Origin of the sequence: Xanthomonas sp. BRIP62411 (genome assembly GCF_003993525.1) — a bacterium.
Classification (GTDB): Bacteria; Pseudomonadota; Gammaproteobacteria; order Xanthomonadales; family Xanthomonadaceae; genus Xanthomonas; species Xanthomonas euroxanthea.
Genome location: NZ_QEZI01000027.1, coordinates 148,587 through 171,077, shown reverse-complemented (window position 1 = coordinate 171,077; position 22,491 = coordinate 148,587). Strand labels below are relative to the sequence as shown.

Sequence of the window (22,491 nt, the reverse complement as noted above, 5' to 3'; positions counted from 1 at the left end):
CAAAGCGACAGTGGGCAGCTCCCCCGCTACCCCCCATCCCTGCCATGCCCTACACCCACACCCGGACGCGCTCCGGAGTGCGTCGTGCCGTGTCGCGTCGTCCGCTCGTCGTCGCGCTGGCACTGACCCTGGCCACCCCCGCGCTCGCGCAGGAAGCCGCGCCCGCCACGCCTGCCACCCGCAAGGGCGAGGACGGCATCTTCTCGCTGGACCGGATGATCGTCACTGGCGCCGGCCAGGCCCAGAACCAGTTCGACGCCTCGTACGCGATCACCGCGCTGACCGCCGAGCAGATCGACAAGCTGGCCCCGCTCAACCTCGCCAGCCTGATCGGCTCGATGCCGGGCATCTATGCCGAATCCACCGGCGGCGAAGTGCAGAACGTCTACCGCATCCGCGGCATTCCCGACGAAGGCTCGTTTGCGGTGATCCAGGAAGACGGCATCAGCCCCTACCCGGACAACAACGGCTACTTCTACAAGACCGAAGGCCTGGTGCGCCCGGACCTGATGGTCGAATCGGTGGAGACCGTGCGCGGCGGGCCCTCGCCGATCTTCGCCTCCAATGCCGCGGCCATCGTCAACTTCGTCACCCGCCAGGGCGGCGACACACCCGAAGGCGCGGTGCGCACCACCGTCGGCGACACCGGGCTGTACCGGCTCGACGGCTATTGGTCGGGCAAGCTGGCCGACGGCTGGTATCTGGCTGCCGGCGGCTTCGTGCGCCGCAACGACGGCTACCGCGACGTGGACTTTCCGGCCGACGAGGGCGGGCAGTTCCGCATGAACCTCACGCACACGCTGGACCACGGCAAGATCACCTTCACTGCCAAGCATCTGGACGACAAGAATGCGTTCTACATGCCGATCCCGCTGTACGACCCGCGCGACACCACGCGTTCGCTGGACCCGTTGATCGACCGCTTCACCGGCACCTTGAGCACTGCGCAACTGAAGCGCGCCAGCATCGTGTCCAGCGATGCCAACGGCGCGCCACAGCGCGAATTGCGCGACCTGTCCGATGGCCGCCACATGAAATTCAACCATCTGGGCGCGAACCTGGACCTGGCCTTCGACAATGGCTGGAGCCTGTCCAACAAGGCCATCGTCAATCGCCTGGACATGACCTTCGACGCGCTGTATTCCAGCAATGCGCCGCAGGACGCCAGCGCGTATGCCAACAGCCGCCGTGCCGCCGCCAGCGCCGCGTTTCCCGGCCTGACATCGCTGGGCTACGTCTACACCGACGATGGCAGCCGCTTCGATCCGGCCAGCACCGACGGCCTGGTGATCCAGGGCCAGTACCGCGCCATGAACGTGCGTGCCGATTCGTTTGCCGACGACCTGCGCCTGCATCGCCGCTTCGACTGGGGCGGCGACACCCACGACATCACGTTGGGCGTGTACGGCGCCTACTACGCGCGTTCCTACAATTCGCGTTACCAGAGCTATCTGTTGGAGATGCGGCAGAACCCGCGCACCATCGACCTGCTCGGCTACGACGCGGCCGGCAACGTGGTCGGCGGCGTGACCAAGGACGGCGTGGTGATCTACGGCGCCGACCGCACCCAGGGCAAGGCCTACACCAGCATGCTGGCGCACTACATCGCCGACACCTGGCAGGTGACCGACAAGCTGCGCCTGGAAGGCGGCGTGCGTCACGAGCGCTACCGCTACCGCGCCTGGAGCATGTTGCGCAGCACCGGCAACCTGGGCATGGCCGACACCCTGGCCGACGATGCCGCGCGCCTGTTCACCGGGGCCCGCGCGCACACCGCGCTGGACGTGGGCGTGACCAACTGGACCGCGGGTTTCAACTACGACATCAACCCGACGGTCGGCATCTATGGCCGCGCCTCGCGTGCGCACCGCGCGCCCAGCGAGGGCGCCAACGAAGGCAACGTCAACATCCCCACCGCCGACCAGTTCGAGCTCGGCACCAAGCTCAACTTCGACACCCTGGACGTGTTCGCCACCGCCTTCTACACCAAGTACGACCCATACAACATCGGCACCAGCGCGGTGAACCCGCAGACCGGCGCGGCCGAATCCAAAGACTACCGCGGCAGCGTCACCAACCCCGGCATCGAACTGGCAGCGGTGTGGACGCCGGCGCAGTGGCTGCGTTTGGATGCCAACCTGACCTACAACGACACCAAGGTCTCCGACCTCACCGAAGTGGTGGCCAATGGCGCGGTGGCGGTGGTCGATGTGGACGGCAACATGCCCAACCGCCAGCCGAAGCTGTACGGCAATGCGGGCCCGACGCTGTACTTCACCACCGGTGCGTTCGACTGGGAAACCTCGTTGCGCTACGCCTACGTCGGCAAGCGCTACGCCGACCTGGAGAACACCACCGAGCTGGCCGCCTACGACACCCTGGCGGCCAACATCCTGATGCGCAACGGGCCGTGGGATGTGCAGCTGTCGGTCGACAACCTGACCAACACCTTTGCGCTGACCGAAGGCAACCCGCGCACCGACACCATCTCCGGCCAGGGCACGCGCGAGCCGATCTACGGCCGCCCGATCTACGAGCGCAACTCGCGGCTGGTAGTGACTTACCACTTCTGAGTGCACCGACGTCCGGGGTGTCGCAGCCTCGCTACCAGCGCTCCACTTCCCGATCCATCGCCTGCAGCGTGGCGTACGCGCTGCAGGCCACAAGGACTGCCATGACACCTTCCCCTCTTGCCTGTGCGCTGCTGTTTGCGGCAGCGACCTGTTCCGGCAATGCCGCCGCCTGGGGCCACCGTGCGCACGCGGCCATCGACAGCGCCGCCGTGCAGGCACTGCCCGACGACGGCCCGGTCTTCCTCAAACAATATGTGCAGGTGATTGCCGACGGCGCCACGCTGCCGGACGGCTGGCGCAGCGAGAGCGAGCCATTTCTCAAGATCGAAGAAGACCCCAACCACGGCTGGTTCCGCGAGCAGTTCGCCTTCATGCAACACCCGCCGCGCTCGCGTTATGCCTTCGTGCTGGCGCTGTATGACGAACAGCGACGCATCGCCAGCAGCGACCCGCAACGGGCGCAGCACATGAACGTACGCTGGGCCGGCACCTTGCCGTATGCGGCCACCGAAGGCTACCAACGCATCGTGGCAACCATGCGGCAACTGCGCACGCTGCGTGCCAAGGGCCAGGACACCCGCGAGCTCGAACGTACCTGCGCGTTCTATGTCAGCTGGTTCGCGCACTACATTGGCGATGGCGCGCAGCCGCAGCACGACAGCATCCACCACGACGGCTGGCAGGGGCCGAACCCGAACGGCTACAGCACCGACCCGAAGGTGCACGGCAAGTTCGAGAGCGATTACGTGGACAAGATTGCGCTGACCCCGCAGGACCTGTTGCGCCGCATGCCGGCCCTGGCGCATCAGCAGGGCGATGTGTTCGAGCAGATCCTGGACTTTCTCGACGTGGGCACCGGCCGTGTCGAGCAGGTCTATCGCCTGGAAAAGGCCGGCGCGTTCGACGATGCCTCCAGCAGCGACGGCCGCGCGATGGTCTATCGCACTGCCGGCGATGGCGCGGCGATGCTGCGCGACCTGCTGGTGCGCGCCTGGCGCGAAAGCGCGCTGCAACCAGAAACATCCACGCTGCCGCGCAGCATGGACCCCAGCCATCCGCAGTACGACCCGGCCACCGGATCTGCACCTGCCGGTAGATCGCCCACCGCATGACCGCCGTTGGCGACATCGGCTGCCGCCAGCGGCGTGCCGACCCGCGCGCCGGCACCGCTCGCTGCGCGCCTGTCGGCAGGACGGCGCAGCGGGCCCTGCGGCTCGGGCCTGCCGTCACGCGGCGTCAATGGACCTTGTTGAGCTGTTGGACAAAGCGCAGCAGATCCTGATTGACAAGCGCTGCCACCGGCAACCGCGCGCGCCAGCTTTTACGATTCCCGATTCCCGATTCCACCAAGCCAGCCACCCGCATGCCGGGCATGCCCATGCGACGCGCAGCTGGCGTCCATATCGGCCTCGGTGGTTCCCGGATGCTCGCGCCGGTCGCTCATCACTCGCCGCGTGCGGGATGCGGCGCAAAGCGCCCGTACGGCCGCGCGTCGTCGGCGCGCTGGCGCAGCACGTAGGCCGCCGCGAAGGCGAGCGCCAGCAAGGTCAGGCACATGCCGACCAGGGCGCCCCAGCCACCGTGCTGCCAGAACCAGCCGCCGAGCGCACCGATTACGCTGGAGCCGGCGTAATACGCCAGCAGATACAGCGATGCGGCATGGCTGCGGTGCGCACCGCCGAGCCGGCTCACCCACGCGCTGGCGGCCGAATGCGCAATAAAGAAGCCGATCGTCAGCAGCACGATGCCGGCCACCACCAGCGCCAGCACATGCGCCAGGGTCAGTGCCACGCCGAGCACGCACAGCACGATACCGGTGCTGACCACAGGGCCGCGCCCGAAACGATCCGACGCCGCGCCGGCCACCGACGAACTGACGATGCCGAACACATAGGCGCTGAAGATCATGCCGATCTGGCTCTGGCTCAGGCCGAATTCCGGCCCGCCCAGCCGGAAGCCGGCGTAGTTGTAGAGGCACACGAACACCCCCATCAGCAGGAACGGCAGCGCGAACAGGAACGGCAGGTTGCGGTCGCGCAGATGCCCGGCCCAGGCGCGCAGATGGAAGCGCAGATTGATGCCGTGCCGGCGCACGAAGTTGCGCGACGGCGGCAGCAACCAGAAGAACGCCAGCGCACACAGCAGGTCGAACACGCTCAACATCGCCAGTGCGGTGCGCCAGTCGTAGTGATCGGTCAGCACGCTCATCACGATGCGTCCGCTCATGCCGCCAAAGGCATTGCCGGCCACATACAGGCCGGTGGCCGCGCCCATCTTGTTGGCCGGCAGCTCTTCGCCCAGGTACACCATCGCCACCGCCGGCACCCCGCCCAGCGCGATACCGGACAAGGTGCGCACCAGCACCAGCGCGCCCCAGTGCGGCAGAAACGCGGCGAGCAGGTTGAGCAGCGCGGCCAGCGCGATCGACACGAACATCAGCCCGCGCCGGCCCAGGTTCTCCGACACCGCGCCGGCGCAGAAGATCGCCAGGGCCAGCGCGCCGGTGGCCAGCGACAACGGCAGCGAGGCGGTGGCCGCGTCCACGCCGAAGGCGCGCGCAAACTCGGGCAGCACCGGCTGCACGCTGTACAGCAGCGAGAAGGTGGCAAAGCCGGCCAGGAACAAGGCCAGCCGGATGCGGCCGCTGGCGGGCGCGTCGGCGGCGGGTGCGTCGGCAAGGCCGGCGTGCGTGCCCGGCGAGCTGCCGGCGCGGCGATCAGGAGAGGACACGGGCGCAGCATCGAGACAGGGACGGCGAGTATTCGCCCGCTACGACCCCCTGTCCAATATATGATGCTGGCAGTTGCCATATGCAGGACAGATAGCATGGAACTTCGCCACTTACGCTATTTCCTGGCCGTCGCCGAAGAGGGCAACTTCACCCGGGCCGCAACGCGGGTGGGGATCGGCCAGCCGCCGTTGAGCCAGCAGATCCAGGCGCTGGAGCGCGATCTGGGCACGCCGCTGTTCCGGCGCACCCACAGCGGCGCCGAGCTGACCCCGGCCGGCGAGGCCTTCCTGGTCGAGGTACGCCGCGTGCTCGCCGACGTGGAGCGCGCCGCAGAAACCGCGCGGCGGGTGGCGCGTGGCGAATCCGGCCGGCTGCGCCTGGGCTTCACCGCCTCGGCCGCCTTCAATCCGGTGGTGCCGCATTTGATCCGCGACTTTCGCCGGCAATGGCCGCGGGTGGAGCTGTTGCTGGAAGAAACCAATACCGCCGGACTGCTGGTGGCCCTGGCCGAAGGCCGCCTGGACGCGGCCTTCGTGCGCTACGGCCTGAGCACGCCGCCCGACCTGCAATTGCTGCGCTTTGCCGACGAGCCGATGAAGATCGCCGTGCCCACCGCGCATCGGCTGGCCGCCCGCAACAGCGCGCCGTTGGCGGCGCTGGCGGGCGAGCCGTTCATCCTGTTTCCGCGCAGCTTCGGTTCCAGCCTGTACGACGAGATCCTCGCCGCCTGCCGGCAATCCGGCGTGACCTTGCGCATCACCCAGGAAGCGCCACAGATGTCGTCCATCGTCAATCTGGTCGCCGCCGAACTGGGCGTGTCGGTGGTGCCCGCCTCCACCGCGCAGCTGCAGCTGCCCGGCGTGCGCTATCTGGAGATCGAAGGCCAGATGCCGCTGGCCCGGCTGGCCCTGGCGGTGTCGCCGGGCGCCCTGGAGACGGCGCCGCTGGTCCGGCATCTGTGGGCGCTGGCGGAAGTGCTTTAAGCGAGGTTGCGTTGCGCCAGTAACAGCGAACGCACCGCGGCTGTTGTAGGAGCGCACCTGGGCGCGATGTGGCTGTCCCGGTAACGCCCTCGCGCACGAGTGCGCTCCTACCCGCAGGCAGGCTTACGTTGCTGGGTCGCGTTCCTCACCACCAGCTCTAGCGCTGGCTTTTTTGAGCCGACATCTGACTAACACACCCTGTCAGCCACACAAGCGACCGCTGATCTTGTAGAAGTGCGCATGCGCACGATGCGGCTGGCCTGCAGACATCATCGCGACTGAAGCCTCTGCCACAGACATCACGCGCCTCGCTATCGCTGGCAGATGCTCTACAGAATTCGAACACATGGCTTGACCTCAACCGCGATTGAGGTCGTTCAATGCCCGCTTCTTCCACCACCTGCGCCTGCCATGCATCTTCGTCACCTGTTGCTGCCCTGCCTCGACCCCGACCTCAGCCTGCGCTTCTATCGCGACGTGCTGCAGCTGCCGCAACACGGCAACAGCGTTCGCATTGGCTGGAGCACGCTGGAATGCGTACAGGCGCAGCAGCCGGTGGGCAGTGTGCATCTGGCGTTCAACGTGGCGCCCTCGCGCTTCGACGCCGCTGCGCAGTGGATTGGCGCACGCAGCAACCTACTTGCCGATCCGCACGGCCGCCGGGAGTTTCGACTGGATGGCGTATGGCAATCGCACTCGGTGTATTTCGCCGGCCCCGATGGCGCGGTGCTGGAGTTGATCGCGCGCCAGGCGGTGCAGGACGTGCTCACCGGCGACGGCGCGTTCCACGGCGAAGAACTGCTGTGCCTGAGCGAGATCGGGCTGCCCAGCAACGATGTCGCGGTGGTGACCAGCAGCGTCGCCCATCACTTCGGCGTGCGGCCATTTGCGCCGGCGGTCGAGGGCTTTGCCGCGCTGGGCGACGATGATGGCTTGTTGATCGTGGTCGATCAGGCACGCCGCTGGTTTCCACAGCAGCGGCAGCTGCCATGGGCCAGCGGTGTGCGGGTCAGCGTGGATGCACCGCAACCGGGGCTGCGCCTGCGCGATGCGCAGGGCTGGGAGTTGCTGGCGGCGTGATTGCCCACGCCGCGCACGTCATGCCGCGGCTGCAGGCGCGGGCAGACGGAAGAATGCCCGCGCGGCGGCCGTGCTGTTGGCCGCGGTCAGCGCCACGTCCTCGCCACGATCGCGCGCGAGTTCTTCGACGATATGCGACAGGAACCTTGGCTCGTTGCGGCGGTCCTTGGGCATCGGCTTGAGCGTGCGCGGCAGCAGGTAGGGCGCATCGGTTTCGATCATCAACCGGTTGGCCGGGATATTGCGCACCAGCTCACGCAGATGCGCACCGCGCCGCTCGTCGCACAGCCAGCCGGTGATGCCGATGTAGTAATCGCGGTCCAGGTAGTCGAACAGTTCTTCGCGGGTGCCGGTGAAGCAATGCACCACGGCCGGGCCGAGCCGGCCATCGAAGCTGCGCATGATCGACAGGAAATCGTCGTGCGCCTCGCGCTGGTGCAGGAACAGCGGTTTGCCGTTGTCGGCGGCCAATTGCAGCTGGCGCTCGAAGGCCTTGTGCTGCGCCGGGCGCGGGGCGAAATCGCGAAAATAATCCAGCCCGCATTCGCCCACCGCCACCACCTGCGGATGCGCCTGCAGCGTGCGCATTTCAGCCTCGCATTCGGCGGTGAATTCCACTGCGTGGTGCGGGTGCACACCGGCGGTGGCGTAGAGGAATCCGGGGTGCTGCTGGGCCAGCTGCAAGGCCAGCGGCGAATGTTCCCGGCTGGCGCCAGTGATCACCAGTTGCGCAACGCCTGCCTCGCGTGCGCGTTGCAGCACTGCGTCGCGGTCGCGGTCGAAGGAGTCGTGGGTGAGGTTGGCGCCGATATCGATCAACTGCATGCTGCGGTGTCGCCTGAAAGAGCAGATGTGATTGTACTGGGTGGACGTTGCCCTCATCCGCCCTGCGGGCACCTTCTCCCGCAAGCGGGAGAAGGGAAACGCACTGCGTCAGCTGCGTGTCATCGGCATACCTGCATGCGAATGGCGGTACCTGTATGCCCTCATCCGCCCTGCGGGCACCTTCTCCCGCAAGCGGGAGAAGGGAGACACACGGCGTCAGCTGCGTGTTATCGGCGGTGCCTGCATGCGAGTGGCGGTACCTGTATGCCCTCATCCGCCCTGCGGGCACCTTCTCCCGCAGGCGGGAGAAGGGAAACGCACTGCGCCAGCTGCGTGTATCGGCGGTACCTGCATGCGAGTGGCAGTACCTGTATGCCCTCATCCGCCCTGCGGGCACCTTCTCCCGCGGGCGGGAGAAGGGAAACGCACGGCGCCAGCTGCGTTTTATCGGCGTACCTGCATGCGAGTGGCAGTACCTGCATGCCATCGGCCTGCACGAACGCACGGCCTTTCCCCTCTCCCGCCTGCGGGAGAGGGGCAGGGGCGAGGGCCGCTTGCGCAGCACACTCACCCCACCACCGGCACCACCATCGCATCGATCTTCGCCGCCAGCGCCTGGATCGCCAGTTGCGCCGAGCGCGAGAGTTGCCGCTGCGGGGCCACGCACAGCGCCAGCGTCATCGGCTTGGTCAGGTGGCGGCGGAACGGCACGAACGCCAGCCGGCCGTCGGCCACATCCGGTGCGGCATCCAGCCACGACATCAGGCCCACGCCGGCACCGGCGCGCACCAGCCCGCGCAAGGTGCGCACGTCGTTGCAGTGAGTCAGCCGCTTCACGTCGATGTGCTGGCGCTGGTACAGCACCTTGGCATGCTCGCCGACGATCAACGGCGCGGCCGGCAGCAGCAGGCGATGCTCCAGCGTTTCGCTCAGCTGCAGCTCGGTGCGGGTGCTGAGCGGGTGGCCGACCGGCATCGCGATGCCCAGCGGGATGTCGGCAAAGGCGCGCACTTCCAGGTCCACACTGCTCACCGGGTCCAGCAGCAGGCCGATGTCCACATCGGCCGAGGTCACCATTTCCATCACCCGCTGGTTGCGCGCGGTGGACAGGTTGAAGGTGATGCCGGGGTACTCCTGCACCAGCGCGGCCACCGCCGCCGGCACCACGCCCTCGCTGAGCGCGTCGATCATGGCGATCTCCACATGCCCGCGGCGCAGCCCCTTGAGCTCATCGAAGCGCTCTAACGTGCGGGCGTAGGCCTTCTCCCAGCCGCGCACGTCCACCAGCAGCAGCTCGCCGGCGGCGGTCAGCCGCAGCCGCCCGGGCAGGCGCTCGAACAGCTGCGCGCCCAGCTCCTCCTCGGCCTTGAGGATCTGCCGGTCGATCGCCGAGGCCGACACGTGCAGCACCTCCGAGGCCTTGCGGATGCTGCCGCAGCGGGCCACCTCGATGAAGTAACGGGTGAAGCGGGAAAAGGTCAGCATGCGGCGGGGCCCGGTTGGTGTTGCATTTTTTGCAATGGCTTGGCTGAAAATCGATGTTTGATAACACACCCCCGGCTTCCTAGAGTCAATCCGGCACCGCTCCCGCCCTCCGCCAGAGACTGGACCCATGGATGTCGCCGTCCCCGCCCTGCCGCTGCACTGCACCTTCGCCGCCGCCGATTGGCAACGCCTGGCCCAGCACTGGCACGCGGTGGCGCTGAGCAGCGAAGTGGGCGAGGCGCCATTCAAGGCCACCCTGCTGGACGAGCCGCTGGTGCTGTACCGGCTGGGCCAGGAGCTGGTGGCCGCGCGCGATGTCTGCCCGCACCGGGGCGTGCCGCTGAGCATGGGCACCGCCGATGGCGGCGGCGTGGTCTGCGCCTATCACGGGCTGCGCTTCGGCGCGGGCGGGCGCTGCAACCACATCCCGGCCAGTCCCAATCAGAACATCCCGGCCAAGATGCGCCTGCACACCTATGCGGTGGCCGAGCGATATGGCCTGATCTGGGTCTGCCTGGCCAAGCCGGCCGGCGTCAGCGAGGCCGAGGTGCAGATCCCGCCGATGCCGGGCTGGGACGAGGAGGGTTTCCAGCAGATCGTCTGCCCGGCGTTCGATATCGGCGGCAGTGCCGCGCGCCAGCTGGAAGGCTTCATCGACGTGGCGCATTTCGCCTTCGTGCACACCGCCACCTTTGCCCAGCCGGACAAGCGCGAGGTGCCGGCCTACACCACCACCGAAACGCCGACCGGCTTCAATGCCGACTATCTGAGCTCGGTGGCCAATTATTCGGTGGACATGCCGCTGCCGGACGTGGACCCCAACTTCCAGTGGCTACGCCATTTCGAGGTGCACCTGCCGTTCACCGCCACCCTCACCATCCACTTCCCGGTGCCGGGCAAGCGGCTGGTGATCATGAACGCGGCCAGCCCGGTGTCCAAGCACAAGACGCGCCTGCTGGTGCCGATTGCGCGCAACTTCGACACCCATCTGCCGGTGGAGGACGTGCATGCCTTCAACCTGCGCGTGTTCGAGGAAGACCGCGCCATGGTCGAGGCGCAACGCCCCGAATACCTGCCGCTGGACCCGCTGCTGGAAGTGCATATCCCGGCCGACCGCAGTTCCATCGCCTATCGCCGTGGCCTGCGCAGCCAGGGCTATAGCGACTTCTTCCTGCGCTGAAAGCCAAGGAGCACGCCATGCAGTTGCACGAGGTGCGCGTTGCCGAGGTCGTCGACCAGGGCCATCGCCAACGCGCGATCCGGCTGGAGCCGGTCGGCGCGCAATTGCCGGCCTTCGAGGCCGGCGCGCATGTGGATTTGCATCTGCCGGACGGCATGATCCGCCAGTATTCGATCGCCAGCGCGCCGCATGTGCGTGACCACTATGTGCTGTGCGTGAAGCTGGCCGACGCCTCGCGCGGCGGCTCGCGGCATCTGTGCGAGCAGCTGAGCACCGGCGACCGCCTGCGCATCTCCACACCGCGCAACCTGTTTCCCCTGCATCCGGGCGAGCGCCATGTCCTGCTGGCCGCCGGCATCGGCATCACCCCGCTGCTGTCGATGGCCGAAGCGCTGGAAGCGCGTGGCGAGCCCTTCGTGCTGCATTACTACGCGCGCCGGCACGCCGATGTGGCGTTCGGGCAGCGGCTGCAGCAGGGCTTCACGCACGGCCAGGTGCAGGTGCATCTGAGCGACGGCGGCGAAAGCCCGCGCGTGCATGTGCCCGACGAACTGGCACAGGCACGTGCGCGCGACCAGCTGTACCTGTGCGGGCCGGCCGCCTTCATGGACCATTTCACGGCGCTCGCCAAGGCACACGGCTGGACGTCCGAGCAACTGCACCGCGAACACTTCGCCGCTGCCGAAACCAGCCTGGCCCACGATGCCGACAGCGCCTTCGAAGTGGAGCTGGCCGCCAGCGGCCGCGTGGTGCAGGTGCCGGCCGAGTGCAGCATCGCCAGCGCCCTGCTGGATGCCGGCATCGAGGTACCGCTGTCCTGCGAGCAAGGCATGTGCGGCGCCTGCCTGACAGGCGTGATTGCCGGAACGCCCGACCACCGCGACAGTGTGCTCAGCGACAGCGAGCACGCGCAGAACCGGCAGATCACGCTGTGCTGTTCGCGTAGCCGCACGCCGCGGCTGGTGCTGGATCTTTGAAGGTGCCTGTCTGTCGTGACTGCCTAAGCACTGACATTGCCACCACGGCTGTGCACGCGTGACGACCGCACTGACCGACGCAGCCGGCGACCACGGCGCATGACAACCCGCGATGACGATGGGCCCGACACGCTGCCCAGCATCGCAAGGGCACTGTGTCCGTCCGAGACAGCGATGCAATGCGCACCGCGCAGGCTCCCGCACGTATCGTGTGCCCGACGTCGGAGAGCACTCCGTCCATGCAGCGCGATTGTTTGCAATCGCCGCTGTGCGTGTCACGCCAACTATGCGGGCGCGCAGCATGCAATACAGCGTGTCCGCAAGCCGCAGCGCTGGAAGCAAGGCTCCGCATCTGGCGGGCGACATGCGCAGCTGCTCACGCGTTACGTCATGCAACGCGGAGGTGTCTTGCAGCCTCACCCGTGCAACGTGCGGCCGGCGTGATCTCCCGTACCGACCTAAACCACCTCAACCGCTGGCCGTCCACCGCGCTGCAAGGCATGCTTTGCGTCTACCGGCGGCGTGATTGCGCCATTGTTTTTTCTTTCCGAGTTCTCCAACGCATGTCCATCGTTCATCGCAGCCTGCTTTTGGCGTTATGCGTCCTGTTGCCCACCGCCGCGCAGGCACGCAACCAAGCCTCGCCTGCACAGCAACGCGAGCAGCAGGTGGCGCAGCTGTTGCGCACCGCCGCCGATCACCCTGCACAACTGCGTGCCTGGCTGCAGGCGATGCCCAAGGGCGGCGACCTGCACAATCATCTGTCCGGCTCGGTGTATGCCGAGGACTACCTGCAGTGGGCCAGCGACGATGGCGCCTGCGTGCAACTGGACGACCTAAGCCTGCGTGCGCCGCCATGCGCCAAGGGTCAGGAGCCCGCACGCGACCTGGCCACGCGCAATGCCGCGCTGTATGGCCAGCTGGTGGATGCCCTGTCGATGCGCAAGTTCCTGCCCAGCCCGTCGCAGCCCACCGGACACGACCAGTTCTTCAGCACCTTCGGCAAGTTCGACGCGGTGGTGCGCATGCGCGTTGCCGACACCGTGGCCGCGGTGCTGGAACAGGCCGCGCGCGACCGCGTGCCGTATGTGGAAATCATCGCCAACCCGCCACAGATGGACCAGGCGGCAACACAGATGCAGTCCCTGCCCTGGCAGGGCGACGACGACGCGGCCAACCTGCGCGCCCTGCAGGATGCCTTGCCGCCCCTGGTGCAGGCCGCACAAGCCGCGCTTGCCGACACCGACGCGCAGGTGCGCCGTGTGCTGCACTGCGACCAGCCCACTGCGCGTCCCGGCTGCCAGGTGACGTACCGCTACGTGCCTTATGTGCTGCGCGTGTTGCCGCAGCCGATGGTGTTCGGGCAGATGGCGCTGGCGCACGCGCTGATCGCCGCCGGCGGCAGCCGCGCGGTGGCGCTGAACATCGTCGCGCCCGAAGACAACCCGGTGGCGCTGGCCGATTACACCCGCCACATGGCGATGTTCCGCTTCTTCGCCGCGCGCTATCCCGACGTGCCGCTGTCCCTGCATGCCGGCGAGCTGGCACTGGGCCTGGTGCCGCCGGCGCAACTGCGCTCGCACATCCGCCAGGCGGTGGATGTCGGTGCACGCCGCATCGGGCACGGCGTGGACCTGCCCTACGAAGACGACGTCGATGGACTGCTGCAGCGCATGCGCGACCAACAGGTTGCGGTAGAGATCAACCTCACCAGCAACGATGTGATCCTTGGCGTCAAAGGCGCCGCGCATCCGCTGGCGATGTATCTGCGCGCCGGTGTGCCGGTGGTGCTGTCCACCGACGATGCCGGCGTCTCCCGCGCGGACATGACCCACGAATATCAACGCGCGATGCAGGAACAAGGCATCGATTACCCCACGCTCAAGCAGCTGGCCCGCAACGGCCTGACCTACAGCTTCCTGTCGGGCGCCAGCCTGTGGGATGCCGACGGTAACGCTGCGCAGGCCTGCGCCACCGCATTGCAGCGCGACACCGATGATGCGGCCTGTCGAGCATTCCGCCAGGGCAGCGAGAAGGCTCGGCTGCAATGGCAGCTGGAAACCGACCTGGCCCAGTACGAACGCACGCTGTTGCATGGAGGAGCGCGCCCGAGCGCGAACGGGCTTTCCCAGTAACGCCACATCGCGCGCAGGCACGCTCCTGCCAACGCGCCTTCCGATCCATCGCCGCTGCAATGCATCCCACCTTCCACGACAAAAACGCAATGACCGACCCGCACACCCCCTCCTCCAAACGCCGCGTCATTCTCGAAGACGACATCGACGGCTTTACACCCGCGCAGCTGTTGCTGTTGCAGTCGCCCGAGGTCGAGGTGCTGGGCATCAGCGCGGTCAGCGGCAACATCTGGCGCGACGAGGTGCTGGCGCATACCTGCCGCCTGCTGGAACTGGCTGGCCATCCCGACATCCCCGTGCTGCCCGGCCCGGTGCATCCGCTGCTCAACAGCGAACTGGCCACCGAGCGCTGGGAAGCGCTCTACGGCAAGCTGGTCTGGAAAGGGGCCTGGACCAGGCATTGGGTGGATGGCGACACCGTGCAGAGCGCGCCGCGCTATCACGCCCACGACGTGGTGCCGGAGCTGGCACTGGGCAATCCCAGCGTGGTGCGCGCGCATGAGGAGCCGGCCGCGTTGTTCATGCTGCGCATGGTGCGCCAGTATCCGGGCGAGGTGAGCATCATCGCCACCGGCCCGTTGACCAACCTGGCGCTTGCGCAATCGCTGGATCCGGCCTTCGCCACGCTGGCGCGCGAACTGGTCTACATGGGTGGCAGCCTCAACCCGCGGCAGCAACGCAACAGCATCAGCGCGCAACAGTTCGCACGCGAGTTCGTCAACTCGCCACGCCGCGAATTCAATATCCGCTGGGATCCGGAGGCGGCCAGCATCGTCATGCGCGCGCCCTGGCGCAAGATCACCATGGTGCCGGTGGACCCATCGACCGCAACCGAACTCACCCCCGACCTGCTTGCGCGCATGAGCGCTGCCGAGACCAGCATCGGCCACGCATTGCGGCGCCGCGAACCGGGCTTTCCGATGTGGGACGAGCTGGCCACCGCGGTGTGGCTGCGCCCGGAGCTGGCGACGCGGACCGAGACGCTCTATGTCGATACCAACACCGCCTTCGACGCGGGCTACGGCGATATCCTGTCGTGGGCGCCGGGCTATCAACCGGGCCTGGGCGAGCAGGCGCAGACCGTGGTGCACGCGGTGGATGTACCGGCGTTCGAGCAATTGCTGGTCGACCACCTCACTGCGCCGCAACCACCGGCAGTCGGCTTGCCGCTCCCCAGTCTCCCCTCGGGAGAAGATGCCCGAGGCGCGGATGAGGCTGCGCCCCCGAGCCGTGGCGATTGACTGGCAATGCTGAAACGCCGCGCCTGTCATCCACCTTGGTCGTGGCAGCAACCGCAGCTCACTTGACGCATCTGTGCATCCTGCACCATCCGCCGCAGCCCAGCAGCCGGTCCAGCAGCGGCGCATTCGCACCACCGCAGGCCGCGACATCGAATCCCGACTCCCAGCCCTCAATCAGGTGACCCCATGCAACTCCCAGCGCAGTGGCAGGCCGGCATCGATCGCAATACCGAGGTGCTGCGTGGCCACGCGCAGCTGCTCGCCAGCTTCAACGCGCCTCGCCCCGCAGCGCCGGACACCACCACGCCGCGCGGGCTGATCGGCTCCATCGTCAGCACCACCCGCAGCCAGCCCACCCTGGCTGCACGCCATGCCACCCAGACGCTGACGCGCATCAACCAGGCCAACGACAGCCTGCGCGCGATCACCCGCCTGCTGCCCGCACGCGCCGCCGCCGATGCCGCGCGCGTGCAGGCCGCGCTGGCCGGCGGCAGCGACGGCGGTGCGTTGGCCGGCGTGCCGTTCGTGGTCAAGGATCTGTTCGACGTCGCCGGCCAGGTCACCACCGCTGGCGCCGCCGTGCGCGCGCACTGCGCGCCCGCCAGCCGCGATGCGGCCGTGGTGCAACGGCTGAGCGATGCCGGCGCGTTACTGGTCGGCACCGCCAACATGGACGAGTTCGCCTACGGCTTTGCCACCGTCAACGCGCACTACGGCACCACCGCCAACCCCCACGATCACCGCCATCTGGCCGGCGGTTCGTCGGGCGGCTCGGCCGCCGCGGTCGCCGCCGGACTGGTGCCGTTCGCGCTGGGCTCGGACACCAATGGCTCCATCCGCGTGCCGGCCGCGCTGTGCGGTGTGTACGGGCTGCGTCCCACGCACGGCACGCTGCCACTGGAGGGCGTGTTCGGCTTCGTCGATGCGCTGGATGTGGTGGGCCCGTTCGCCACCTCCATCGCCGACCTGCGCCGCGTCTACGAAGTGATGCTGGGGCAGCCACTGGCCCACTGCACTGCCGGCAACTTGCGCATCGCCCGCCTGGGCGGCTGGTTCCAGCGCAACCTGGATCCCGCGCTGGACGCCGGCCTGGGCGAACTGCTCACCGCCTGCAATAGCACCGCCCTAATCGAACTCCCCGACGCAGAGCGCGCCCGCGCCGCCGCCTTCGTGCTCACCGCCGCCGAGGGCGGCCACCGCCATCGCGCCGGCCTGGGCACGCACGCCGAGCAGTTCGACCCGGCCACCCGCGACCGCCTGCTCGCCGGCCTGCAACTGCCCGCCAGCGCGGTGGCCGATGCGCACCGCTTCGCGCAGTGGTTTGGCGCGGCCATGCAGCGCCTCTGGGACACGGTGGATGTATTGATCGCGCCGGCCACACCCTGCGTGGCACCGCGCATCGACCAGGACAGCATCCAGATCGACGGCCTGCCGGTATCCGCACGCGCCAACCTGGGCATCTTCACCCAGCCGCTCGGCCTGGCCGCGTGCCCGGTGCTGGCCGCGCCGTTGCCGCGCCCCGGTCGCCTGCCGCTGGGCGTGCAGCTGATTGCCGCACCCGGCCGCGAAGACCGCCTGTTCGCGCTCGCCGCGCACCTCGAACGCGACGGCCTGCTCGCCTTCAGCCCGCCAGCGGAGACACGCTGATGCTGCATACCTTGCGCGCACGCCGCGGCATGGTCGTGGCCCCGCATCACCTTGCCGCGCAGGCCGGGCGCGATGTGCTGCGCGACGGCGGCAACGCCATCGAAGCCGCCGTCGCCACCGCCGCCTGCCTGGCCGTGGTCTACCCGCACATGACCGGCATCGGTGGCGACGGCTTCTGGCTGATCCACGACCCCGACGGCCGCGTGCATGCCATCGACGCCTGCGGCCGTGCGGCACAGGCCGCGACCCTGGACTTCTATCGCGGCCACGCCAGCATTCCGTGGCGCGGCCCGGGCGCGGCCAATACCGTCGCCGGCACCGTCTCCGGCTGGGCGCTGGCCCTGCAACAGGCAGGCGGCGGCCTGTCGCTGCAGCGCCTGTTGCAGGACGCCATCCACCACGCCGGCGATGGCGTGCCGGTCACGCTGGGCGGCGCGCACATCGCCGCCAGCAAGAGTGCCGAACTGCGCGTCCAACCCGGTGCCTACGCCAGCATCTTCGAACCGCACGGCGCGCCGCTGCACGAAGGCGCACTGCTGCAACAACCGCAACTCGCACACACCCTGCAGCGGCTGGCCGACCAGGGCCTGGACAGTTTCTATCGCGGCGCACTGGCCGAGGACATCGCCGCCGACCTGCAGGCGCTCGGCAGCCCGCTGCGCGCGCACGATCTCGCAAGTCATCGCGCCGAGCCCAGCGTACCGCTCTCGGTCGCCATCCACGGCGCACGCCTCTACAACCACGCACCGCCCACGCAAGGCCTGGCCTCGCTGCTGATCCTTGCCCTGTTCGATCGCCTGCAGGCCGAACACCCCGACAGCTATGCGCACCTGCACGGCCTGATCGAAGCCACCAAACAGGCCTTCCTGATCCGCGACGCGCACCTCGGCGACCCCGCCTGGATGACGCTGGACGCACAGGCGCTGCTCGACGACAGCGCCGCGCTCGACGCGCTCGCCGCACGCATCGACATGCGCAGCGCGCTGCCCTGGCCGCAGCCCTCGCAGGCCGGCGACACCGTCTGGTTCGGCGCCATCGATGCGCACGGCCGCGCGGTCAGTTGCATCCAGTCCACCTATTTCGAATTCGGCTCCGGCCTGGTGCTGCCGCGCACCGGCATCACCTGGCAGAACCGTGGCTGCAGCTTCCGCCTCGCCGCCGACGGCTGGAACGCGCTCGCCCCGGGCCGCAAACCCTTCCACACCCTCAACCCTGCCCTGGCCACCTTCGACGACGGCCGCGTCATGGCCTACGGCACCATGGGCGGCGAAGGCCAGCCACAAACCCAGGCCGCGATCTTCTCCCGCTACGCGCGCTTCGGCATGCCGCTGCAACAGGCCATCACCGCGCCACGCTGGCTGCTCGGCCGCACCTGGGGCGAAGACAGCACGTCACTGAAGCTGGAAGACCGCTTTGATCCGGCACTGGTGCAGGCACTGTGCGATGCCGGGCATGCGGTGGAGCTGTTGCCCGCCTACACCTCGGTGATGGGACACGCCGGCGCACTGGTGCGCGAAGTGAACGGCGTGCTCAGCGGGGCAAGCGATCCGCGCTCCGATGGTGCGGCGGCCGGGTGGTGATGGTCGGGGCTTGTCGGCGCTTCCTGCATCTGCCTCGGTGAGGGGTGGACGTTGTTGGTAGCCAGCTGCGCCATCGCGCCGGAGCGGCGGCTTGTACGCTGGCAGAGGCGAGCGCTAGCGATCAGGACTCCAGCCAGGGCGGAACATGGCATAGACTCCGGGCATGCTCTCCAAGGCGATGATGGCGGACTCAACCACGCCGTTCACTGAACAGGACGTACCTGCTTTCTTGGGCATGCGGGGCGATGAAGAGGGATGTCGCCGCGCTTATTCGACACACGCATCAACCCTTCCACCAAGGAGAGCCACATGACAGAGCAAGACGACAATCAACCGAACCTGGAGGACGTCAAGCTGGCGTTCGACGGCCAGAGCGTGGATTGGTATCTGCAGAAGCTGGTTGCCACCGTCAACACCTCGAACGTGCAGTTCGGCATCACGCTGTTTGTCGAAGGCATCATCGTGTCGGGCCAGCTGGTCAGCGGGAAGCAGTACTTCGAGGCGTTTGCGCATGAATTCTCTGCCGCCTATCCCGGCGATGCCGAGGAAAAAGAGGATATCCGTCGTGCGTTTGCCAGCCACGCCAGCATCTACGACACCGAGGAAGATGCCGAGCAGAGCAGCACGCCGCCGCAGTTCCTCCACCTGATCGACTCGCGTTGCTTCTCGCCCGGCGGCCAGCCCCTGCCCAGCAACCGTGGCGTGCTCTGGCGCGGCAAGCTCAATGCCGTGTCCGGCTTCACGCTGGGATCGCTGTCGGCGGATTGAGCCTGGCAAGCTCCGTTTTGGTGTGAGGTGCCTGTCACCTCACAGTGGACTGTTGGAAATAACGCCAGGAGCACGCTCACGGCTGCACAGCAGCCAAGCGTGCTTGCGCTTGCTGACAACGGTGCGCTCGCCAACGCCTTCCGTTGGCTCTCGGCATCAGACCGGCGCTGCTCGAATGGCAGCAGCGCCGCGCAGCAATGCCGACGCAGACAGCTTGAGCGTGGGCCGCGGGCTGTGGCCGATGGCAAACGTCACTGCCGCGCAAGGCACGCGCGCTCGTGGCTTCGTGATGCGCTTCAGAAAATCCGCTGCCGCCCTCGCGTCGTTGCGTGGCACGAACTGGCCTCCACGCACTGCGCGCTGCATCGCGCAACCGCCGGCACTCACGGCTGCAAACGATCGCCCCGCCCTGCAACCAGGGACGAGGCCAGCAGCAACACGCTGGCACCGACGAAGGTGGCGCCGATCGACACATGATCCAGCAGCACGCCGCCTGCGGCGCCGCCCAGCAGGATCGAGAGCTGGATTGCGGCCACCATCAGGCCGCCACCGCTTTCCGGTGCGTCCTTGACGCAGCGGCTCAGCCAGGTGGACCAGGCCACCGGCATCGCCGAATTGAGCGTGCCCCAGGCAATCATCGCCACGGCCACGGCCCACACCAGATGGCCGGCCAGCAGCATGCTGATGGTCGCCACACCCAACGCAACCGGCAGCACGCTGAGCAGGGTGAACAAGCGCTTGGGCACCAGCGCGGTGGCGGCATAGGTCCCGACGAATCCGGCCAGGCCCAGGCCGAGCAGCAGCAACGACAGCTGCGACACATCGACCTGCGCGACGGTTTCCAGAAACGGGCGGAAGTAGGTGAACGCAGAAAACGCGCCGGCAAACCCGAGCATTATCGCCAGCATGGCGCGCGCCACATACCCACGCTTCAACAAGGTGACGATGCCACCCAGCGAAGTGGCGCCCTGCGCGGGCATCGATGGCAGGCTGCGCCATTGCCAGAAAATGGTCAGCGCCACCAGCGGCACCATGCCCCAGAACACCCCGCGCCAGCCGGTGGCCGCGCCCAGGTAGCTGCCCAGGGGCGCGGCGAATGCGGCAGCAACCGCGTTACCGATGAATATGATGCCCAAGGCCTTGGGCACCGCATGCTCGGGCATGATGCGCATCACCGTGGCAGTGGACAACGCCCAGAACCCGCCGATGGTGATGCCGAGCAGCGCGCGTGCCACCATCAACATGCCAAAGCTGTGCGCGTTGGCGATCAACAGCAGCGACACCAACATCACCCCGGTCAGGGCGAGCAACACATGGCGCCGGTTGAAGCGCGACGACAACGGTGCGATCAGCAGGCTGGCGGCCACCGCGAACAGGCCGGAGATCGAAATCGCCTGGCCGGCCATGCCGGCACTGGCGTGCAGATCGGCAGCAATTGGCGTGAGCAGGCTGACCGGCATGAACTCGGAGGCGATCAGCAGCGCAACGCAGAGCGACATCGAGCCGACCGCGCTCCAGGAACGGCGTGTTGCGACAGGTGCGGCGCGCGAAGATGGATCGGTAGCGAGCGAACTGGCTTGCATAGTGGGCCCTTGTGCGAAGTGGTGTGCGAAACGAACGCCACGCCGCAAACGCGCTGACGCGGCGCTCGATGGCGAACGTGGTGTCCGGAAGGAATGCGCTGCAGGCAGCGATGCACTGCATCGACCTGCCACCGCAGCGACGCACGACGGGCGCAATGCAGCAACGGATGCTGCGGCTAGTGCGTGCATGTGTCTGGAGGTGCCGCAGCTTACGCAGGCAGCGGGCGGCGATAAAGCTGGTGGATTGGCACAGGCCTATGAAGCCGGCTCATCAACCGCGCATCCGTAGGTGATCGTGCAACGTGATGCGTCACCATCGTTCGACACCGACTTCGGTTTGCGCGAGTGCAGCGCAGGCGTGCGCCCATGCTGCGATCGCACCGGAACGATCGGTCGGTGCCAGCTGTGCCGGCTGCGCGCATCGGTGCTGCCGGCAACGCGGCAGATCCATTAGCCTTTGTAGCGCAAGGCGTCGACCACCAGGTTGAAGGCGGAGGAGGAATGTCGGCGGCTGGGGTAGAACGCGTGCAAGCCCGGCCAGGTCGGCGACCAGTCCTTCATCACCCAGCGCAGCCGCCCGGCCTTGATGTGCGGGCGTGCCAGATCCTCCTGCACGAACGCGATACCGAAGCCGTCCACCGCCGCGTCCAGTGCTTCGTAAGTGCCGTTGAAGGTCAGCTGGCCGTCCACGCGCACGATGACTTCGCGGCCGTCCTTTTCCAGCTCCCAGGCATAGATGCCGCCGGCGGTTTTCATGCGCAGGTTGATGCAGCTGTGCGCGGTGAGGTCCTGCGGCGTCCTGGGAACGGGGCGGCGCGCGAGATAGGACGGCGCGGCGACGATGGCCATGCGCATGTCCGGCGCGATGCGCGCGGCGATCATGTCCTTCTCGACCTGATCGCCCAGCCGCACACCCAGGTCGTAACGGTCGGCGACGATGTCGGTCAAGCCGTTGTCGACCACGATTTCGACCTTGATTTCGGGGTAGTCGCGCAGCAGCCCGGACAGCTTGGGCCACAGGATCGCGCGCGCGGCGTAGTCGGTGGCGGTGATGCGCACGATGCCTGCGGGGGTGTCACGCATGTCGCCGAGCGCAGCCAGCGCCTCCTCGATTTCCGCAAAGCGCGGCGCCACCGTCTGGATCAGCCGCTCGCCGGCTTCGGTCGGCGCCACGCTGCGGGTGGTGCGGGTCAGCAGGCGCACACCCAGCGTCGCTTCCAGCCCGCGGATGGTGTGACTCAGCGCAGACTGCGAAACCCCCAGCTTGGCGGCAGCACGGGTGAAGCTGCCCTCGCGAACGATGGCGATCAGCGCCAACAGGTCCTTGAAGTTGTCGCGCGCCATTGGTGAATCTCTTTCATGGAATACGGGAAACTGTAGCAGCTGGTGCCATGGAGACCGCGTGGACTGCGCTTCTCCCGCTGGGGACGCTGATGCAGCGCCTGCACGCGACGAGCGTGCTTGCAGTGGTGCGACCGCGCCAGCGATTTCTCGACCAGGTAGCCGGTCAGGAACTCCAGCCCGATGCGGTCGGCTGCCCAGCGCGGACCGGGGCGCTGCGCAAAGGTTCGGGTGGAGGGTACGTGGCCAAGCAGGCGATGTGTCACTTCTGAAGCCGCGTGGCGGCGCGTTTGTCATTGCAAGGGCTGACAGCCCTGTGCGGCGCCCCCTCATCCGCCCTGCGGGCACCTTCTCCCGGCGGG

Annotated in this window: 17 protein-coding genes; 12 read left to right on the top strand and 5 right to left on the bottom strand. The window is 67.8% G+C overall.

Going from position 1 to position 22,491, the window contains the following annotated elements:
• Positions 1 to 89: 89 nt before the first annotated feature.
• Both EO139_RS20345 and EO139_RS20340 read left to right on the top strand, forming a co-directional pair.
• Positions 90 to 2,573 carry a TonB-dependent receptor gene (locus tag EO139_RS20345; RefSeq protein WP_241235991.1) on the top strand — a complete coding sequence of 828 codons (2,484 nt, stop codon included), beginning with the start codon at positions 90 to 92 and terminating at the stop codon, positions 2,571 to 2,573.
• A gap of 101 nt (positions 2,574 to 2,674) precedes the next feature.
• Positions 2,675 to 3,685 (top strand): nuclease, encoded by a 1,011-nt coding sequence (locus EO139_RS20340; RefSeq protein WP_126972224.1) that lies wholly within the window; start codon positions 2,675 to 2,677, stop codon positions 3,683 to 3,685.
• A gap of 331 nt (positions 3,686 to 4,016) precedes the next feature.
• Here EO139_RS20340 and EO139_RS20335 read toward each other — a convergent pair whose 3' ends face one another.
• Positions 4,017 to 5,303 carry an MFS transporter gene (locus tag EO139_RS20335; RefSeq protein WP_201798616.1) on the bottom strand — a complete coding sequence of 429 codons (1,287 nt, stop codon included), beginning with the start codon at positions 5,301 to 5,303 and terminating at the stop codon, positions 4,017 to 4,019.
• A 96-nt stretch (positions 5,304 to 5,399) separates the two neighbouring features.
• Here EO139_RS20335 and EO139_RS20330 point away from each other — a divergent pair, with 96 nt between their 5' ends.
• Entirely contained in the window at positions 5,400 to 6,287 is an 888-nt protein-coding gene (locus tag EO139_RS20330; protein ID WP_126972222.1) for a LysR family transcriptional regulator, read from the top strand.
• Between the two features lie 411 nt (positions 6,288 to 6,698).
• Positions 6,699 to 7,367, top strand: a complete 669-nt coding sequence (locus EO139_RS20325; protein WP_126972221.1) for a hypothetical protein — start codon at positions 6,699 to 6,701, stop codon at positions 7,365 to 7,367.
• 18 nt (positions 7,368 to 7,385) lie between these two features.
• Here the strand turns inward: EO139_RS20325 and EO139_RS20320 are convergent, their stop codons facing one another.
• A complete protein-coding gene (locus EO139_RS20320) occupies positions 7,386 to 8,192 on the bottom strand; it encodes a TatD family hydrolase (protein ID WP_115675691.1) in 807 nt (268 codons plus the stop codon).
• A gap of 567 nt (positions 8,193 to 8,759) precedes the next feature.
• Complete coding sequence (locus tag EO139_RS20315) at positions 8,760 to 9,677, bottom strand: LysR family transcriptional regulator (protein WP_104583904.1); 918 nt, start codon at positions 9,675 to 9,677, stop codon at positions 8,760 to 8,762.
• 127 nt (positions 9,678 to 9,804) lie between these two features.
• Between EO139_RS20315 and EO139_RS20310 the strand changes: the two genes are divergently transcribed.
• The 7 genes from EO139_RS20310 to gvpU all read left to right on the top strand — a co-directional run bounded on the left by EO139_RS20310 (position 9,805) and on the right by gvpU (position 19,205).
• Positions 9,805 to 10,857 carry an aromatic ring-hydroxylating dioxygenase subunit alpha gene (locus EO139_RS20310; protein ID WP_126972219.1) on the top strand — a complete coding sequence of 351 codons (1,053 nt, stop codon included), beginning with the start codon at positions 9,805 to 9,807 and terminating at the stop codon, positions 10,855 to 10,857.
• 17 nt (positions 10,858 to 10,874) lie between these two features.
• A complete protein-coding gene (locus EO139_RS20305) occupies positions 10,875 to 11,834 on the top strand; it encodes a PDR/VanB family oxidoreductase (protein ID WP_126972217.1) in 960 nt (319 codons plus the stop codon).
• A gap of 563 nt (positions 11,835 to 12,397) precedes the next feature.
• Positions 12,398 to 13,969, top strand: coding sequence for an adenosine deaminase (locus EO139_RS20300; protein ID WP_164739947.1), 1,572 nt, complete (start codon positions 12,398 to 12,400; stop codon positions 13,967 to 13,969).
• Between the two features lie 89 nt (positions 13,970 to 14,058).
• The gene (locus tag EO139_RS20295; RefSeq protein ID WP_126972215.1) at positions 14,059 to 15,210 is read left to right on the top strand and encodes a nucleoside hydrolase; all 1,152 of its coding nucleotides are present in this window, start codon (positions 14,059 to 14,061) and stop codon (positions 15,208 to 15,210) included.
• Between the two features lie 186 nt (positions 15,211 to 15,396).
• Positions 15,397 to 16,857, top strand: coding sequence for an AtzE family amidohydrolase (locus EO139_RS20290; protein WP_126972213.1), 1,461 nt, complete (start codon positions 15,397 to 15,399; stop codon positions 16,855 to 16,857).
• Complete coding sequence (locus EO139_RS20285; protein WP_126972211.1) at positions 16,857 to 18,437, top strand: gamma-glutamyltransferase family protein; 1,581 nt, start codon at positions 16,857 to 16,859, stop codon at positions 18,435 to 18,437. Before EO139_RS20290 ends, EO139_RS20285 begins: the two co-directional genes overlap by 1 nt.
• Before the next feature lie 309 nt (positions 18,438 to 18,746).
• On the top strand, positions 18,747 to 19,205 hold the full coding sequence (gene gvpU / locus EO139_RS20280) for a gas vesicle accessory protein GvpU (protein WP_126972209.1): 459 nt from the start codon (positions 18,747 to 18,749) through the stop codon (positions 19,203 to 19,205).
• 383 nt (positions 19,206 to 19,588) lie between these two features.
• On the opposite strand, the gene EO139_RS20275 is transcribed toward gvpU, so the two are convergent.
• Positions 19,589 to 20,788: an MFS transporter gene (locus EO139_RS20275; protein ID WP_126972207.1), complete on the bottom strand. Its 1,200-nt coding sequence runs from the start codon at positions 20,786 to 20,788 to the stop codon at positions 19,589 to 19,591.
• 450 nt (positions 20,789 to 21,238) lie between these two features.
• Positions 21,239 to 22,132, bottom strand: a complete 894-nt coding sequence (locus EO139_RS20270; protein ID WP_126972205.1) for a LysR family transcriptional regulator — start codon at positions 22,130 to 22,132, stop codon at positions 21,239 to 21,241.
• Positions 22,133 to 22,179: 47 nt separating this feature from the next.
• Between EO139_RS20270 and EO139_RS21495 the strand changes: the two genes are divergently transcribed.
• Positions 22,180 to 22,401, top strand: coding sequence for a hypothetical protein (locus EO139_RS21495; protein ID WP_164739935.1), 222 nt, complete (start codon positions 22,180 to 22,182; stop codon positions 22,399 to 22,401).
• Positions 22,402 to 22,491: the final 90 nt, after the last annotated feature.

Coding starts and splice junctions, on each gene's coding strand:
- EO139_RS20295 (WP_126972215.1), top strand. CDS start 14,059: ATGACCGACCCGCACACCCCCTCCTCCAAACGCCGCGTCATTCTCGAA.
- EO139_RS20325 (WP_126972221.1), top strand. CDS start 6,699: ATGCATCTTCGTCACCTGTTGCTGCCCTGCCTCGACCCCGACCTCAGC.
- EO139_RS20340 (WP_126972224.1), top strand. CDS start 2,675: ATGACACCTTCCCCTCTTGCCTGTGCGCTGCTGTTTGCGGCAGCGACC.
- EO139_RS21495 (WP_164739935.1), top strand. CDS start 22,180: ATGGAGACCGCGTGGACTGCGCTTCTCCCGCTGGGGACGCTGATGCAG.
- EO139_RS20290 (WP_126972213.1), top strand. CDS start 15,397: ATGCAACTCCCAGCGCAGTGGCAGGCCGGCATCGATCGCAATACCGAG.
- EO139_RS20300 (WP_164739947.1), top strand. CDS start 12,398: ATGTCCATCGTTCATCGCAGCCTGCTTTTGGCGTTATGCGTCCTGTTG.
- EO139_RS20310 (WP_126972219.1), top strand. CDS start 9,805: ATGGATGTCGCCGTCCCCGCCCTGCCGCTGCACTGCACCTTCGCCGCC.
- EO139_RS20305 (WP_126972217.1), top strand. CDS start 10,875: ATGCAGTTGCACGAGGTGCGCGTTGCCGAGGTCGTCGACCAGGGCCAT.
- EO139_RS20275 (WP_126972207.1), bottom strand. CDS start 20,788: ATGCAAGCCAGTTCGCTCGCTACCGATCCATCTTCGCGCGCCGCACCT.
- gvpU (WP_126972209.1), top strand. CDS start 18,747: ATGACAGAGCAAGACGACAATCAACCGAACCTGGAGGACGTCAAGCTG.
- EO139_RS20320 (WP_115675691.1), bottom strand. CDS start 8,192: ATGCAGTTGATCGATATCGGCGCCAACCTCACCCACGACTCCTTCGAC.
- EO139_RS20285 (WP_126972211.1), top strand. CDS start 16,857: ATGCTGCATACCTTGCGCGCACGCCGCGGCATGGTCGTGGCCCCGCAT.
- EO139_RS20270 (WP_126972205.1), bottom strand. CDS start 22,132: ATGGCGCGCGACAACTTCAAGGACCTGTTGGCGCTGATCGCCATCGTT.
- EO139_RS20330 (WP_126972222.1), top strand. CDS start 5,400: ATGGAACTTCGCCACTTACGCTATTTCCTGGCCGTCGCCGAAGAGGGC.
- EO139_RS20315 (WP_104583904.1), bottom strand. CDS start 9,677: ATGCTGACCTTTTCCCGCTTCACCCGTTACTTCATCGAGGTGGCCCGC.